General features: G+C 65.4%; 17 protein-coding genes. 5 read left to right on the forward strand and 12 right to left on the reverse strand.

Annotation, left to right across the window (positions count from 1 at the left end):
- Positions 1 to 3: 3 nt before the first annotated feature.
- Genes E3T27_RS13105 through E3T27_RS13120 form a run of 4 tightly spaced genes read right to left on the reverse strand, consistent with a single transcriptional unit; the run spans position 4 to position 4,387 of the window.
- Entirely contained in the window at positions 4 to 867 is an 864-nt protein-coding gene (locus E3T27_RS13105; RefSeq protein ID WP_134573252.1) for an aldehyde dehydrogenase family protein, read from the reverse strand.
- A complete protein-coding gene (locus tag E3T27_RS13110; RefSeq protein WP_134573254.1) occupies positions 864 to 2,411 on the reverse strand; it encodes an aldehyde dehydrogenase family protein in 1,548 nt (515 codons plus the stop codon). Before E3T27_RS13110 ends, E3T27_RS13105 begins: the two co-directional genes overlap by 4 nt.
- Positions 2,412 to 2,420: 9 nt before the next feature.
- The gene (gene deoC, locus E3T27_RS13115) at positions 2,421 to 3,434 is read right to left on the reverse strand and encodes a deoxyribose-phosphate aldolase (protein ID WP_104197046.1); all 1,014 of its coding nucleotides are present in this window, start codon (positions 3,432 to 3,434) and stop codon (positions 2,421 to 2,423) included.
- Positions 3,431 to 4,387 carry a sugar-binding transcriptional regulator gene (locus E3T27_RS13120; RefSeq protein ID WP_134573256.1) on the reverse strand — a complete coding sequence of 319 codons (957 nt, stop codon included), beginning with the start codon at positions 4,385 to 4,387 and terminating at the stop codon, positions 3,431 to 3,433. Before E3T27_RS13120 ends, deoC begins: the two co-directional genes overlap by 4 nt.
- Before the next feature lie 126 nt (positions 4,388 to 4,513).
- Here E3T27_RS13120 and E3T27_RS13125 point away from each other — a divergent pair, with 126 nt between their 5' ends.
- Positions 4,514 to 5,458, forward strand: coding sequence for an ROK family protein (locus tag E3T27_RS13125; protein ID WP_134573258.1), 945 nt, complete (start codon positions 4,514 to 4,516; stop codon positions 5,456 to 5,458).
- 6 nt (positions 5,459 to 5,464) lie between these two features.
- Here E3T27_RS13125 and E3T27_RS13130 read toward each other — a convergent pair whose 3' ends face one another.
- The 6 genes from E3T27_RS13130 to truB all read right to left on the reverse strand — a co-directional run bounded on the left by E3T27_RS13130 (position 5,465) and on the right by truB (position 10,197).
- The gene (locus E3T27_RS13130) at positions 5,465 to 6,685 is read right to left on the reverse strand and encodes an MFS transporter (protein ID WP_134573260.1); all 1,221 of its coding nucleotides are present in this window, start codon (positions 6,683 to 6,685) and stop codon (positions 5,465 to 5,467) included.
- 9 nt (positions 6,686 to 6,694) lie between these two features.
- Positions 6,695 to 7,348, reverse strand: coding sequence for a ScbR family autoregulator-binding transcription factor (locus E3T27_RS13135; RefSeq protein ID WP_134573262.1), 654 nt, complete (start codon positions 7,346 to 7,348; stop codon positions 6,695 to 6,697).
- A 94-nt stretch (positions 7,349 to 7,442) separates the two neighbouring features.
- Positions 7,443 to 8,390: a bifunctional riboflavin kinase/FAD synthetase gene (locus E3T27_RS13140; protein ID WP_104197050.1), complete on the reverse strand. Its 948-nt coding sequence runs from the start codon at positions 8,388 to 8,390 to the stop codon at positions 7,443 to 7,445.
- Positions 8,387 to 8,842, reverse strand: a complete 456-nt coding sequence (locus tag E3T27_RS13145; RefSeq protein WP_104197051.1) for a hypothetical protein — start codon at positions 8,840 to 8,842, stop codon at positions 8,387 to 8,389. Before E3T27_RS13145 ends, E3T27_RS13140 begins: the two co-directional genes overlap by 4 nt.
- A 60-nt stretch (positions 8,843 to 8,902) precedes the next feature.
- Entirely contained in the window at positions 8,903 to 9,271 is a 369-nt protein-coding gene (locus tag E3T27_RS13150; RefSeq protein WP_104197052.1) for a hypothetical protein, read from the reverse strand.
- Positions 9,268 to 10,197 carry a tRNA pseudouridine(55) synthase TruB gene (gene truB / locus E3T27_RS13155; RefSeq protein WP_134573264.1) on the reverse strand — a complete coding sequence of 310 codons (930 nt, stop codon included), beginning with the start codon at positions 10,195 to 10,197 and terminating at the stop codon, positions 9,268 to 9,270. The genes E3T27_RS13150 and truB overlap by 4 nt, the downstream gene beginning before the upstream one ends.
- Before the next feature lie 75 nt (positions 10,198 to 10,272).
- On the opposite strand from truB, the gene E3T27_RS13160 reads away from it, so the two are divergent.
- On the forward strand, positions 10,273 to 11,265 hold the full coding sequence (locus E3T27_RS13160; protein ID WP_134573266.1) for a ketopantoate reductase family protein: 993 nt from the start codon (positions 10,273 to 10,275) through the stop codon (positions 11,263 to 11,265).
- A gap of 18 nt (positions 11,266 to 11,283) precedes the next feature.
- Here E3T27_RS13160 and E3T27_RS13165 read toward each other — a convergent pair whose 3' ends face one another.
- Positions 11,284 to 11,886: a nucleoside/nucleotide kinase family protein gene (locus E3T27_RS13165; protein ID WP_134573268.1), complete on the reverse strand. Its 603-nt coding sequence runs from the start codon at positions 11,884 to 11,886 to the stop codon at positions 11,284 to 11,286.
- A 23-nt stretch (positions 11,887 to 11,909) separates the two neighbouring features.
- Here E3T27_RS13165 and E3T27_RS13170 point away from each other — a divergent pair, with 23 nt between their 5' ends.
- Genes E3T27_RS13170 through E3T27_RS13180 form a run of 3 tightly spaced genes read left to right on the forward strand, consistent with a single transcriptional unit; the run spans position 11,910 to position 14,159 of the window.
- On the forward strand, positions 11,910 to 12,806 hold the full coding sequence (locus E3T27_RS13170; protein WP_134573270.1) for an HhH-GPD family protein: 897 nt from the start codon (positions 11,910 to 11,912) through the stop codon (positions 12,804 to 12,806).
- 31 nt (positions 12,807 to 12,837) lie between these two features.
- Positions 12,838 to 13,659 carry a thymidylate synthase gene (locus tag E3T27_RS13175; RefSeq protein ID WP_134573272.1) on the forward strand — a complete coding sequence of 274 codons (822 nt, stop codon included), beginning with the start codon at positions 12,838 to 12,840 and terminating at the stop codon, positions 13,657 to 13,659.
- Positions 13,656 to 14,159 (forward strand): dihydrofolate reductase, encoded by a 504-nt coding sequence (locus E3T27_RS13180; RefSeq protein ID WP_134573274.1) that lies wholly within the window; start codon positions 13,656 to 13,658, stop codon positions 14,157 to 14,159. The genes E3T27_RS13175 and E3T27_RS13180 overlap by 4 nt, the downstream gene beginning before the upstream one ends.
- Before the next feature lie 133 nt (positions 14,160 to 14,292).
- On the opposite strand, the gene rbfA is transcribed toward E3T27_RS13180, so the two are convergent.
- Positions 14,293 to 14,769, reverse strand: coding sequence for a 30S ribosome-binding factor RbfA (gene rbfA / locus E3T27_RS13185; RefSeq protein WP_104197059.1), 477 nt, complete (start codon positions 14,767 to 14,769; stop codon positions 14,293 to 14,295).
- Positions 14,770 to 14,803: the final 34 nt, after the last annotated feature.

Genomic DNA, 14,803 nt, shown 5'->3' on the forward strand with positions numbered 1-14,803 from the left:
GATTCAGAGAATAGCCTTGGTGTGCCAGACCGTTTTCAGTTCGGTGAAGGCGAGGATGCGATTCAGCGCCGGTGTGGCGGCATCCGCTCCCGCCTCGGGCGGGAGCACCCGCTTGAGCGTGTCGGCGGCGCTGATCTGCAGCTCCACCCAGTTCAGGTTGCCAGCACCGACGAGGTCGAGGGCGTTGACGTCGGCGTGGGTGGCCAGCCAGGGCGCGATCTCGGCCGGCGAACCGGTCACGATGTTGACGACACCGCCGGGCACGTCGCTCGTGGCGAGCACTTCGCCCAGGCTGATCGCCGACAGCGGAGCGTGCTCGTTGGCGACGACGACGACGGCGTTGCCGGCGACGAGGGCTGGCGCGATCGCGCTGACCAGGCCGAGCAGCGATTCGGTGCCCTGCGGCGCGATGATCGCGACGACACCCGTCGGTTCTGGTACGGAAATGTTGAAGAACGGGCCGGATACCGGGTTGGCGTTGCCGGCCACCTGCACGTATTTGTCGGCCCAGCCGGCGTACCAGACCCAGCGATCGATAGCCTCGTCGACCTGAGCGCTGGCGACGGCGGCGTTGACGCCCTCGCAGTTCACGATCTCGTCGATGAACTGGTTCCGGCGGCCCTCGAGCAGTTCGGCGATGCGATACAGCACCTGGCCGCGGTTGTAGGCCGTGGCGCCGGCCCACCCACCGAGGGCGCTCCGGGCGGCGACGACCGCATCACGGGCATCCTTGCGGCTGCCCTTGGCCGCATTGGCGAGAAAGTCGCCTGTGTGTGAGAGCACCTCATAGACGCGGCCGGATTCGCTGCGCGGAAACTTGCCGCCGATGTAGAGCTTGTATGTTTTAGGAATGGCGAGGCGGTTCACTTGGCGGCCTTCTCTGCGGATGCGGACTTCTTGCCGGCGGATGCGGACTTCTTGGAAACGGACGGTGTTTGCTGGTTGGCGGCGGCGATCGACCGCGAGCCGCTGCGCACGGCGGGTTTCAGATAAGCAGCGAGGCCGTGGCGGCCGCCTTCGCGGCCATAGCCGCTTTCCTTGTAGCCGCCGAAGGGGCTCGACGGGTCGAACTGGTTGAAGGTGTTCGCCCAAACCACGCCGGCACGCAGTTTGTCGGCGACGGCGAGGATGCGGCTGCCCTTGTCGCTCCAGATTCCGGCGGAAAGACCGTAGGGGGTGTTATTGGCCTTTGCGACGGCCTCGGCCGGGGTACGGAAGGTGAGCACGGAGAGCACCGGTCCGAAGATCTCGTCGCGGGCGATGCGGTGGCTGGTAGACACGTTGGTGAAGATGGTTGGCGAAAACCAGAAACCGTTCGTCGGAATTTCGCAGTCGGCGCTCCAACGTTCGGCGCCCTCCTGCTCGCCCAGATCGGACAGTTCCCGAATGCGCGCGAGCTGTTCGGCGCTGTTGATGGCGCCGATGTCGGTGTTCTTATCGAGCGGGTCACCCAACCGCAGCGTCTGCATGCGGCGCTTGAGCCGGTCGATGACGTCGTCGTGGATGCTTTCCTGCACGAGCAGGCGACTGCCGGCGCAGCAGACATGGCCCTGATTGAAGAAGATGCCGCGCACGATTCCCTCAACGGCCTGATCGATCGGGGCGTCATCGAAAACAATGTTGGCGCCTTTGCCGCCGAGTTCGAGGCTGAGCTTTTTGTCGGTTCCAGCGATCGAACGGGCAATCGCCCGACCGACCGAGGTCGAACCGGTGAACGCGACCTTGTTGACGCCTGGGTGGTTGACGAGAGTCGCTCCCGTACTTCCGTCGCCGGTGATGATGTTCACGACACCGGCCGGCAGGTCGGCCTGCTGCAGGATCTCGGCGAACAGCAGCGCGGTGAGGGAGGTCGTTTCGGCGGGCTTGAGCACGACGGTGTTGCCAGCGGCAAGCGCCGGGGCGATCTTCCAGGCCAGCATCATGAGCGGGAAATTCCACGGGATGACCTGAGCGGCGACGCCGAGAGACGCCGGGTTGGGTCCCACTCCGGCGTGGTCGAGCTTGTCTGCCCAGCCGGCGTAGTAGAAGAACCAGGCGGCGACGAGGGGAATGTCGACGTCGCGGGTTTCCTTGATCGGCTTGCCGTTGTCGAGTGTTTCCGCGACGGCCAGTTCGCGGGCGCGTTCCTGCACGAGTCGAGCGATGCGAAACAGGTACTTACCCCGGTCGCTGCCGGAGAGGCGGGACCAGACGCCGTCGTAGGCGTGGCGGGCGGCCGAAACGGCATCGTCGACATCCGTTTCGTTGGCGGTGGCGATCATCGCGATCTGCTGTTCGGTGGCCGGGTTGATTGTGTGAAACGGGGTTCCGCGACCGGCGGTGAACGCGCCGTTGATGAACAGGCCGTAGTCGCTTTTGAGGCCCAGCAGTGCCGTCGATTCGGGGGCGGGGGCGTAGTCGAGAAATTTCATGGTCGTTCCCTAATCAATCGTCACGTAGTCGGGGCCGGAGTAGTGCCCGGTCGTCATCTTCTGGCGCTGCAGCAGCACGTCGTTCAGCAGGCTGGAGGCGCCGAACCGGAACAGGCGCGGACTGAGCCACTCCTCCCCCACCGTCTCGGCGACCGTCACGAGGTATTTGATGGCGTCTTTGGAGGTGCGGATACCGCCGGCCGGCTTCACGCCGATACGCACACCGGTAAGGCGGTGCCAGTCCCGCACGACCTCGAGCATCGACAACGTCACGGGCAGCGTCGCGGCTGGGGCGACCTTGCCGGTGGAAGTCTTGATGAAGTCTCCGCCGGCCAGAATAGCCAGCCAGGAGGCTCGACGCACGTTGTCGTAGGTGTTCAGTTCGCCGGTTTCGAGAATCACCTTGAGGTGAGCCACCGACCCGTCGGCGCGGCGGCAGGCCTCTTTCACGGCAACGATCTCGTCGTAGACCTGACCGAACCGGCCGGCCAGAAACGCTCCGCGGTCAATGACCATGTCGATCTCGTCAGCGCCGGCCGCGACCGCGTCGCGCACATCGGTGAGCTTGATCGCGAGGGATGCGCGGCCGCTCGGAAACGCGGTGGCGACGGCGGCGACGTTGACACCGTCGGTTCCTCCGGCCGCATGGGCTGAGCCCAGCGCCGTGACGGCTGAACCGACCATGTCACCGTAGACGCAGACCGCTGCGACACGGGGTGTGCCCGGGTCGCCCGGGTCGGGCACGAGTGCCTTGGCCACGAGCGAGCGCACCTTACCGGGGGTGTCGGCGCCCTCGAGGGTGGTGAGGTCGATCAGGCCGATGATGGTGTCGATCGCCCAGCGTTTGGAACTGGTCTTGATTGAACGGGTGCCGAGGTCGGCGGCGCGGGCTTCGAGGCCGACGGCGTCGATTCCCGGGATACCGTGCAGGTACCGGCGCAGGTTGGCGTCGGTGGCCTCCCCGCCGATCAACGCGAGGGCACGCTGGTCAGGCTGATAGGTAGCCAGAGGGCTGTTGGTCAAAGGGTGTCCTTTTCCTGGAGCAGAGCGTTCGCGGTGTCTTCGTCGGTGACCAGCACGGTACACAACCCGTTGCGCACGACGGCGCGGGCAATGGCATGCTTATCGTTTCCGGAGATGACCGCGATGGTGAGCGGGGCACGGCGCAACTGATCGATTTGAATACCGACCGTTCGTTCATTGAGTTCAGGGTCCACGATGCGGCCGTTCGCATCGATATAACGGCCGACGACGTCGCCGACGGCACCGCGCGAGACGAGGTCATCGATCTGTTCCACGGTCAGGAAACCGCTGTCGACGAGAGCGGAATTCGCATCTGCTTGGCCGGCGCTGAAGAGATAGGCCTGCGCGTTGCGGGCCAGGGCGAGTACCCCGGCGACGGCGCGGTCGGCTTCCATCGCCTGCTTGGTTTCAAGACGTTCGAAGACGGCGGGGCTCGGCAGCAGGGTGGCCGAGCCGTCGGCCTTGTGAGCGATGGTCACGGCAGTGGATGCCGCGGTGCCGGTGCGTTGGTTCAGGCTGACGCCACCGTTGATCTGAACCACGTTCACGCCTGGCGCCCAGCCCTGCTTCAAGTGCAGGGACACATCGTGCAGGGTACGACCCCAGCTGATACCGAGGGTGCGCGGGATCGGGCGCAGGCTAGTGAGAAAGTCTGCGGCGGCCTGCGCGGTACGCGACTGCAGTTCGGCTTCGCTCGACACACCCGCGGAGGAAACGACGATCGCATCGGTGAGGCCGGTCGATTCGCGGAGGCGCCGCTCGATCGGCAGGCGGCGGGCGCGCGGGTGCACGATCTCGATGCGGATGAACCCGTTTGCCTTCGCGCTTGCCAGCAACCGGCCGACCTTCCAGCGGGTCAGGCGCAAAATCACACCGATCTCGTCCTGGGTCTGGTTCTCTTCGTAGTAAAGCTCGGCGGCACGAATGGAGAGGAGTTCGTCGGTATCGCTCATGTCGGTGTCGCGGTCCAATCGTTTGACTCCAGCCTACGTCGACCCAACGCGTGAATCAACGGTCGTGGGAATTGTTGCTCATATGAGCAAATACCGGGCCGGGATCGCGACCAGTACGATCAACGCATGAGCACCAGTGCAGCGCCCCAGTTTGTTCTCGCCGTCGATGTCGGGGGTACCAAGGTTGAATCCGCCCTCGTCGACGACCACGGCCGGGTGCTCACATCCAGCCGGCACCGCGCAGCGACCGGGTCGAGCGCTTCGAGCGAACAACTCGCCGTCGCTGTCACGAATGCAGTAACTCAGACCCGATTGAGCCTGCCCACCGGTGCGGCCCTGGTTGGAGTTGGCATCGGCTGTGCCGGGCCGATCCATCTGCAGCAGGGGGCGGTGTCACCGTTGAACCTGCCGGTCTGGCGCGAGTATCCCCTGAAAGATCGAGTCGCCGCCCTCGTTCCCGACCTGCCGGTGCGCCTGCGCATGGACGGGCTCTGCATCACACTTGCCGAACACTGGGTGGGAGCGGGAAAGGGCGTCGACAACCTGATGGGCATGATCGTTTCGACCGGCATCGGTGGCGGCCTGATTCTCGGTGGCGTCACCGTGTCTGGACCAACCGGGAATGCCGGCCACATCGGCCACATCGAAGTCGGCGGCTTTGACGATCCCTGCGCCTGCGGTGGAATCGGCTGCATCGAGGCGATCGCCTCGGGGCCGAAGACCGTCGCCTGGGCACGGACGCAGGGATTCAACGGCGAGTCGGGAGAAGATCTCGCGGCGGCCTACTCGACCGCCGATCCGATTGCGATCGCCGCCGTAACGCGCAGCGGCCGGGCACTCGGTCACGCCATTGCGTCCGCAGCGACGCTGCTCGATCTCGACGTGGTCACTATCGGTGGCGGCTTCGCCAACGTCACTCCCGACCTGCTCGATTTCGCACGGGAAACGATCGCCCGGCGGGTGCAGTTCGCCTACGCGACCCGCGTGCGAGTGGTACCGTCGGCGCTGTCCGGCGATGGCCCGCTGATCGGCGCCGCGGCGTTGATCCAACGTGCCCATCTCGTGCCGTGATGGCAATCAGCGAGTGAGCGTCAAGTCGTCCTCCAGCATGTGCGGACGCCCGATCACCGCGCCAGCGATGACGATGGCCAGCGCGGCCATCAACAAGAAGATGAGCGGCCAGGTCCACCCGCCGCTGAGTTCATGCAGCAGACCGAAGACCAGCGGCCCGAGCGCTCCCAGGGTGTAGCCGATGCTCTGCACGAAGCTGCTGAGAGCCACTGCGCCGGCGTGAGTGCGGGTGCGCAGGTTGATCAGGACGAGTGCGAGGGGAAAGAATAATGGTCCGAGCCCGGCGAGACTGACCCAGAGCCAGGTCAGGGTTTCCGGTGCGAATAACAGCCCGAGGTCACCGGCGACGAACGCGAACACACCGACGTAGACGAGCGGCCCGACGTTCGTCATGCGGGCGGTGAGGACCGGAATGATCAGTGCGCACGGAATGCCCATGCTGGCATAGAGCGCCAGAAGAGTTCCGGCCTGGGCGGGACTCACGCCGGCGGTGTCGACGAGTAGCTGCGGCAGCCAGGCGAACATGGCGTAGGCATTGAGCGACGAGACCGCGAACACGCCCGCGAGGGCCCAGGCAATCGACGACTTCCAGAGGCGCCCGAGAATGGTGGCGTCGGCCTCCTCGATGATCGTGTCCGGCGTTCGTGCACGATGCCGCACCAACATGGTGATCCAGGGCACCAGGGCGAGCAGGGCGAGGAGCATCCACATGCCGAGCGAGATGCGCCAGCCGGCGGTATCCGCTACCGGGACTGCAATCAGTGGCGGCATCAGGGTGCTCAGTGATACCACGGTGACATAGAGGCTCGTCATGAGCCCAACCCGGTCGGGAAAGTACTTCTTGACCAGCGGGGGCAGCAGCACGTTTCCGATGCCGAGCCCGGCGAAAGCGATGACGCTGCCGATGATGAGCATGGTGATAGAGCCGGACAGGCCGCGGGTGACATGACCGAGCAGAATCGCCACGAGGGCGAGTACGAGTGGTATTTCGAGGCCGTGGCGGCGGGTGATCATGGGGGTGAAGATGCCGAACAGGGCGAAGCACACCGGCGGGAGCATGCCGAGCACCCCGAGCGACACCGCGCCGAGGGGAATGTCGACGTTGATTTCGGCCACGATCGGCGAGAGGGCGGCGACGGCGGTGCGCAGGTTTGCCGCGACCAGGATGATGCCCAGGAGAGCGAGGCTGCGTCCGGGCCACAGTCGGCGGGACACGGCGGTTTTCACTTAGTTAGTCTACGGCCGATCCGCGGCGCGCTGCCGCTGCACGTCGGCAGCCAGATTCTTCAGGTCGTCCCAGCGCCCGGGGGCAACGAGTCCGGGCAATATCAACGCCCACATCTCGGTTAGTCGCTGGTCGATGTCCCCACGCCGGGTCAGCACGTCCGAGACAACCTGCACCCCCGTGAAACCGGCGGTGCAAAACCGTGCCGCGGCCGGCACATCGATCGTTGACGCTACATCTCCGTCGGCGATCCCCCGACGCAAAAATTCCTCGCAGGCGACCATCCAGTCCCGGTAGGGCGCGGACACCGGCGTCGAGAAGTTCACGGCCTCGATGGTCAGGCGCACACCGGCGCTGACGACCTGGTCATCGCGCAGTTGGCGAGCCAGCTCGTAGGACATGGAAACGAGCGCACGCAGGCCGGGCACGTTGTTCTCGAGCAGCTGACGACCGGCATCGACCGATTTCTCGTGCTGAGCCGTGATTATGGCGACCGCAAGGGCTTCCTTGGAATCGAAGTGAAAGTACAGTGCTCCCTTGGTCACGCCTGCGGCAGCACTCACCTGCGCGAGCGACGTGCTCCCGTACCCGCGCTGCTCGAAGGCTTCCGCGGCGCCACGTATTATCGCCGCCCGCGTTTCTATCGCTCGTGCTTGTTGCCGCATGGAACCCCCAGGAAAATATTGGTCTGCCCAGCGTACCCGGGCAAACCGGCCTCGATGGGTTGACCCCCGAAACCGGTGCCGCCTGCGGTGGCGATTAACTCAGGCTTTCGCGGCCCAGAATTACCCGAACCCGCACAACGTCATCGCGGATCTGCGCGATCAGCGGATCGATGCCCGAGTACGCGACCATGCCGCGAATCCGCTCCACGAACGATACCTCCACGACGTGGTCATAGAGGTCTAGATCGACCTCGTCCAGCACGTACGCTTCGACCTGCTTCTGGGCCACTCCGTCGAAGGTGGGATTATTACCGACCGAAATTGCTGCCGGGTAGCGCGATCCGGCATCCGTCAGCCACCCGGCATAGACGCCATCGGCAGGGATCAGGCCGTCGGAGTCGGCCGACAGGTTGGCGGTGGGAAAGCCCAGCTCGCGGCCGCGCGCGGCACCGTGCACGACGACTCCGCGCACGGATGGCAGGTGGCCGAGCAACCGGCCGGCTTCGGTCACCGCGCCGCTGCCGAGCAGCTCGCGGATCCAGGTCGATGACACTCGGCGTTGCCCGTCGGGCTTCACATCGTCGATCAGAGCCACCTCGTAGCCGAACTCGGTGCCGAGGTCACGGAGCATGGCGATATCGCCAGCACCGCCCGTACCGAAGCGAAAGTCACGACCGACCAGCACAACCCGGGCGTGCAGCGCGGTGACCAGAATGCGTTCGATGAATTCACGCGGGGGAAGGCGGGAGAGAGCATGGTTGAACTCGAGCAGCAACGTCGCATCGACCCCGGTCTCGGCGATCAAGTCGAGTTTCTGCTGGGCGCTGACCAGCGCGCTCGGGCAGGTGGCTGGAGAGAGCAGGGCGAGCGGATGCCGGTCAAAGGTGACCACGACAGTCGCGAGTTGTTCCCGGTCGGCGATAGCCTTGAGCTCAGCGATCACGGCCCGGTGCCCGGCGTGCACGCCGTCGAACTTTCCGATACTGACGGCCGAGGCGGGCCAGTCGTTCGGTACCGAATCGATACCGTACAGGGTTTTCATGCGCGACTCTCGGTGACTGCCGGGTCGGCGGCCACCGACACCGGGTGGCGTCTGAGCCACCACATGCCCAGAAGTGGCAGCACGAGGGGAACAAAACCGTAGCCCTGACCGAAGACCGACCACACTGTTTTATGTTGGAACAGCGCGGGGTCGACCAGGCTCAACGTTCCGACGACGAGCACGCCGAGCAGTTCGAAGCTGATGGTGATCCAGGCGATGCGATACCAGCGGCGGCTGCGCTTGATCAGTGCAACCGTTGCGGCGACGTAGACGACAGCGGCGAGGGCCGACAGCGAGTATGCGAGCGGGGCGTCTTCAAACTCGGAGGCTATCTGCACGAATGAACGCCCCGTGGCGGCGAGGGCCAACACCCCGTAGACAGCAATGAGGAGTCGCCCAATGCCGCTCACCCGGTGGGAGGGGGAGGGCTCTTCGGTGTCGGATAGTGTCATTGCTCGGCATTCATCTGGTTCGACAATTATTGCAGCATCCGCAGCGAACCTGAAACCGCGTCAGCTGCCCTGCACGTTCCAGATCTGGTTCATGCGGTAGACCATGACGGCGACCGACAGACATGTCACCCCGAGAATGACCGTGCTCCAGCGGCTACGTTCCACCAACGCCCAGAATCCGGCCACGACCGGCAGTAGCATGGCGCTGACCAGGTAGGTGTAGAACTCGAGCAGGTTGCCGGTGGCATCGTTGCCGGCCAGCGGCGCCGCGATTGCGGCCGCGAGCTGCACGATCAACAACAACTCGACGAGTGCGGTCGCGCCCATGGTGAGGTCGGTGGGTTTGCGCCCGGCGAGGCCGAGGACGACGCAGAGCAGTCCGCCGGGCACGGCGATGGCCAGTTGCAGCCACGTGAACCATTCGATCATGGGGTCGGTGTCGATTCGCTGGCGTCTGATGTGCCGGGTTTATCCGGCGCGAAGTTCAGCAGCACCTTGGCCTGGTCACCACGGTATTCGATCAGTCCGACCAGTCGGCCGTCGGGAGCGATCGCGGCGACCGGTCCGGTGCGGGTGGGGTCTCTCTCGATGGTGATGCGCTTGCCGTGGCCGAGGTCGATGGCCTCTTCTGTCGACAGGTCGAGGCGTGGGAGCAGACGGGTGGCGGCATCCGCTGGCGAAATGAGCTGCGCGACGACATCGATCCGCTCGAGGGTGGCGGCGTTTTCGATTCGGAACGGGCCGATGCGGGTGCGGCGGAGCGCGGTGAGGTGTCCGCCGACGCCGAGCGCGGTGCCCAGGTCACGTGCCAGGGCGCGAATGTAGGTGCCAGAGGCGCACACGACGCGAACCTCGAGGTCGAGAAAACCATCTCCGTGCGTGCTGGAACGCAGTTCGAACTCGCTCACGGTCACCGGCCGAGACGGTAATTGCACGTCTTCGCCCGCGCGCACTCGGGCATAGGCGCGTTTGCCGTCGACCTTGATGGCGCTGACCGCGCTCGGCTGCTGACTGATCTCACCGGTGAGGTCCGCGATTCCGGCCGCGACGGCCGCCGCACTGATAGCGGCGACCTGCTCGGCGGTCGCGCGGGAAAGTTCGTCGCCCTCTGCATCATCCGTTGTGGTGGACTGGCCGAGGCGGATGGTCGCGAGGTATTCCTTGTCGAGGCCGACGACATAGGTGAGCAGCCGGGTCGAACTGTCGACGCCGAGTACCAGCAGCCCGGTGGCCATGGGGTCGAGAGTGCCGGCGTGGCCGACCTTGCGTGTGCTGGCGAGACGCCGGGTCCTGGCGACAGCGTCATGGCTGGTCCAGCCCTGCGCCTTGTCAATGAGTAAAAGGCCGCTGGTCACTAGTGGAGGTTATCAGCGTCGGACTGGGGGCATGGTGCGAATCGGCTGCCAGCCCCGGCCCGTAGTATGTGAGCCGTGAGAATCGCGGTGATCGGTGCTGGTGCCCTGGGCAGCACATTCGCCTGCCTGCTCGCTGAGCAAGGGCACGATCTGGTGGTGACCATGCGCGGAGCCTCGCTGCCAGCGGTGCTGGCCGACGGTATCCATGTGACGGGCGGCTACGGTGATCGGTTCGCCCGACCGCTGGCCGTTGAACGATTGGTCGAACCGTGTGACCTGGCGCTGATCTGCACCAAGGCGCAGGATGCTGCGGCGGCGATTGCCGAGAATGCCGCAGCGCTGGACGGAACCCCGGTGCTCGTCGTACAGAACGGACTGGACGGGGTCAGCACCGCCGAAAGGCTGCTGCCGCGGTCAGAATGTTTCGGGCTGATCACGATCATTGCTGCCCACTATGAAGGGCCGGGCCGGGTTCGGGTGACGACGGCGGCGCCGAGCTATCTCGGACGAGGCGACGGCCCGGTCGATGCGGCGACCCGGCGCTGGCAGGCGGTTCTTGACGCCGCTGTACCCACCCTCGCCCTCGATAACTTCGTCGGCGCCCAGTGGACCAAGCTCGTCGTCAATATGCTCAACGCCCTGCCTGCCATCACCGGGCTCAGCGTGCAGGAGGTGATCGGGCAGGCGGACCTTCGCCGGTTGATGACCCGGAGCATGCGCGAAACCGTGCGGGTAGGCCTCGCCAGCGGGGTTCGGTTTCACACGCTGCAGGGGCTGTCGCACCGGCGGCTGCGTGCCTTTGCGGTTGCGCCGCTTTGGGCCGGCCAAGTGTTGCCGCTGTCGATGCGCGCACGTATGGGCAAGGTGGCAAACCAGGGTTCGACCCTGCAGAGCCTCGCGCGCGGCCGACGCACCGAGATCGATTTTCTGAACGGAGCGGTGGTGCAGGCCGCAGCCGAAGCGGGCGTGGCCGCGCCGGTGAACGCGCTGCTGACCAAACTCGTGCACGAGGTCGAGCGCAGCGGTCGGTTTTTGACCCCGGCCGAGGTTCGGTCCCGGCACTGGTAAGCGCTCAGCCGCAACCGGTCAGCAGCGATCCGTCAGCACACGCCGCGGAGCCTCCGGGTCGGTCGTGTCGACCACAGCCGACACGACGTCCCGCGGATGCACTTCGGCGTGGTACCGCAGGTCAGAAGCGTTTACCGCTGCGCCTTCCAGCAGCACGCTGTACAGCCAGAGTCCGTGTAGTTCGGGCCGGTTGATGTAGTCACCGTCGATGATCAGGATGGCGTCGGCGGGAGCGGTCTGCCAGGTCGGTTGAATCCAGGTGTCCCGATCGGGGTCGAACTCTTCGGTGACGAAGCCGGTGCTGCCACCCATGCGAAAGGGCTCGACGAGTACTCGGCGAAGCGCTGAGTAGTCGTAGCCGACTCGGTAGCGATGGTCCGGTGTATCGGGCGCTAATCGCTGCTGTTCGGCACGGGAATGCTGGAAGTAGCGCAGGCTGGCCCGGAATACGTGCAGTTCATCTTCCCGGAACACCGCGGCCAGGTCATCGCCGAAGGCGGTGCGACCACCGGCATCCGGTCCGTCGATGGCAATGATGGTGCGGCCGCGGCCGTAGTTGTGCAGGATCTCGGCGGCGAGGGTGCGCAGGAATTCTGTGCGCGGTGTGGAAACCAGCTTCATGAATCGAGCCTAGGTTAGAACGGATGAACGTCACACCTTTGATTCCCGCCACAGACGGCGTCAGCACCGCGCTCAATGCGTGGTTCGTCGCGAACGCCCGCGACTTGCCATGGCGGCGCGACGGCTTCGGGGCCTGGGGCATTCTGGTGAGTGAGTTCATGTTGCAGCAGACTCCGGTGAACCGAGTCATTCCGCGGCTCGAGGAGTGGCTGGCGCGCTGGCCCACGCCGGCTGCACTGGCCGCGGTGCCGCCGAGCGAGGCGGTGCGCGCCTGGTCCAGCCTCGGCTATCCGAGGCGCGCGCTCTGGTTGCATGCCGCAGCGGTGCAGATCACGGAACTGCACGGGGGTATTGTGCCCTCCGACATTGACGAACTGCTGGCCCTGACCGGCATCGGGGATTACACCGCGCGCGCGGTGGCCGCGTTTGCATATGGCCATCGGCATCCGGTGGTCGACACGAACACACGACGGGTGATCGCCCGTGCAATCGCCGGAGCGGGCGAGCCTTCGCCGCCCAATCGTGGCCGCGACCTTGATGCGATGAACCTGTTACTGCCGCAGAGCGTGCAGGAAGCGGCGCTGTTCAACGCCGCAATCATGGAACTCGGCGCGGTGGTCTGCACCAGCCGCAGCCCCCACTGCGACGTATGTCCAATTCGGAATGCATGTGCCTGGCGAGCCGCCGACTACCCGGAGTACACCGGTGCCCACAAAACGGTGCAGAAGAAGTTCGCTGGCAGCGACCGGCAGGTGCGCGGCCTGATCATGGCCGAACTGCGCTCCACTCACCGGTCGGTGACGGATGCCGAGATCAACACACTGTGGCCGGATCCGGCCCAGCTGCAGCGCGCGCTGGCCAGTCTCGTGGCCGACGGTCTGGCTATACCGGTGCGCGACGGCTACACCCTGCCGGACTAGTCATCCCGGCTTCGCCGCGTACGATTGAGCGGTGACCGTACCCACTTCTTTTGCTGCCGATGCCCAGTATTCAGCGCTTCTTCGCGACACCCTCCAGAACGGCGCTCGAAAGTCCGACCGCACCGGAACCGGAACCCGCAGCGTGTTCGGCCGCCAGCTGCGCTTCGACCTGGCCGACGGTTTTCCGCTCGTGACCACCAAACGAGTGCATTTCGCGTCGATTGCCTACGAACTTCTCTGGTTTCTGCGCGGCGACTCCAACGTCACCTGGCTGCAGGAAAAGGGCGTGCGCATCTGGAACGAATGGGCCGACGAAAACGGCGAACTCGGCCCGGTCTACGGGGTGCAGTGGCGCTCTTGGCCCGCCCCCGACGGAGCGACCATCGACCAGATCAGCGACGTACTCAATACCCTGCGCACCGATCCGGACTCGCGGCGCATGATCGTCTCGAGTTGGAATGTAGCCGACCTCTCGAAAATGGCGCTCGCTCCCTGCCACGCCCTGTTCCAGTTCTACGTCGCCGACGGCAAGCTTTCCTGCCAGCTGTACCAGCGCAGCGCCGACCTTTTTCTCGGGGTACCGTTCAATATCGCCAGCTACGCCCTGCTCACCCAACTCGTTGCCGAACAGGCCGGCCTCGAGCTCGGCGAGTTCGTCTGGACCGGTGGGGACTGCCACATCTACGACAATCACGTCGACCAGGTCAACGAACAGCTTTCCCGCACGCCGTTTCCCTCCCCCCGGCTGCGCATCAAGCCGGGTCGCGCCAGCTTGTTCGACTACGAGTTCGACGACCTCGTCCTCGAGAATTACCAGCATCATCCCGCTATCAAGGGCGCGGTCGCGGTATGAAACTGGGCCTGATCTGGGCGCAGACGGTGGGTGGCGTCATCGGGGCTGACGGAGCTCTGCCCTGGTACCTTCCCGAAGACCTCGCCCATTTTCGTACCGTAACCCGGGGAGGCGCCGTCATTATGGGACGACGCACCTGGGATTCGCTCCCGGAGCGTTTTCGTCCCCTGCCGGGCCGGCAGAACGTCGTGATCACCCGGCAGCGGGGCTGGGACGCGGCGGGAGCATCCATTGCGCACAGTTTTGACGACGCCCTCGCCCACACCGAGGGGCCGGTCTGGGTGATCGGTGGTGCCGAAATCTTTCGGCTGGCCCTGCCCCAGGCCGACACCCTCGAGGTGACTGAGATCGACGCCTCGATCGCCGGTGACACTCTCGCGCCTAGCCTCGACGCCGCCTGGAGCCTGGTCAAGACAGATCCCGCGAACGGATGGCTCAGCTCCAGTACGGCGCTCCCCTACCGTTTCACCCGCTACGAGCGGTCCCCCGGCATCCGCTAGCCGGCCGCAGTGTGCAGCGGCGCCTCAGTCGGACGGGGCCCGGGCCCGGAACGCGGGCCCAGTTTATAACCTGGGCCCGGGGACGGGGCCCGGGCCCCGTCCGGAGTGAAGTGGTGAGGTGGCGTGAAGGGCGCTAGTGCTTCGCGGCGCTCTCGGCGCCAGGCTCGTCGTCGTCTTCTTCGAGGTCGTATTCGCGCGGCTTCTTGTACGGATCGGCTTCGCCGGCGTACGTAGCCGTGCCCTTGCCGTCTTCGGTCGCGGTATCGCGGTCATGCGCTTCGCGCAACAGGTCGTCGATCAAAGCCGCGTTCTCGGGAATGCCATCAGCGATGAATTCGATAGACGGCGTGAGCCTGGCGGTGATGTTCTTGCCGACTTCGCTGCGCATGAGGCCGGTTGCGGCCTTCAGGGCGGCTGCGCTATCGGTGCGCTCCTCGATCGAACCGTACACGGTGTAGAACACCGAGGCGTGTTGGAGATCCCCGGTGACTTTCACGTCGGTGATAGTCACGAACCCGAGCCTCGGATCGCGCAGGCCACGTTCCAGCCGCTTGGCGATGATGACCTTAATGCGGTCCGCCATCTTTCTGGCGCGTTCCGGATCTGCCATGATTCACTCCTTATTAGCGGGCGCCGATGCGCCC

The sequence above is a fragment of the Cryobacterium lyxosi genome, from assembly GCF_004403345.1.
In the GTDB taxonomy this organism is placed as follows: domain Bacteria; phylum Actinomycetota; class Actinomycetes; order Actinomycetales; family Microbacteriaceae; genus Cryobacterium; species Cryobacterium lyxosi.

Bases quoted from the DNA above. Each gene is read 5' to 3' on its own strand.
- E3T27_RS13110 (WP_134573254.1), bottom strand. From the start codon at position 2,411: ATGAAATTTCTCGACTACGCCCCCGCCCCCGAATCGACGGCACTGCTG.
- E3T27_RS13120 (WP_134573256.1), bottom strand. From the start codon at position 4,387: ATGAGCGATACCGACGAACTCCTCTCCATTCGTGCCGCCGAGCTTTAC.
- E3T27_RS13125 (WP_134573258.1), top strand. From the start codon at position 4,514: ATGAGCACCAGTGCAGCGCCCCAGTTTGTTCTCGCCGTCGATGTCGGG.
- E3T27_RS13135 (WP_134573262.1), bottom strand. From the start codon at position 7,348: ATGCGGCAACAAGCACGAGCGATAGAAACGCGGGCGGCGATAATACGT.
- E3T27_RS13140 (WP_104197050.1), bottom strand. From the start codon at position 8,390: ATGAAAACCCTGTACGGTATCGATTCGGTACCGAACGACTGGCCCGCC.
- E3T27_RS13145 (WP_104197051.1), bottom strand. From the start codon at position 8,842: ATGACACTATCCGACACCGAAGAGCCCTCCCCCTCCCACCGGGTGAGC.
- E3T27_RS13150 (WP_104197052.1), bottom strand. From the start codon at position 9,271: ATGATCGAATGGTTCACGTGGCTGCAACTGGCCATCGCCGTGCCCGGC.
- E3T27_RS13165 (WP_134573268.1), bottom strand. From the start codon at position 11,886: ATGAAGCTGGTTTCCACACCGCGCACAGAATTCCTGCGCACCCTCGCC.
- E3T27_RS13170 (WP_134573270.1), top strand. From the start codon at position 11,910: ATGAACGTCACACCTTTGATTCCCGCCACAGACGGCGTCAGCACCGCG.
- E3T27_RS13180 (WP_134573274.1), top strand. From the start codon at position 13,656: ATGAAACTGGGCCTGATCTGGGCGCAGACGGTGGGTGGCGTCATCGGG.
- rbfA (WP_104197059.1), bottom strand. From the start codon at position 14,769: ATGGCAGATCCGGAACGCGCCAGAAAGATGGCGGACCGCATTAAGGTC.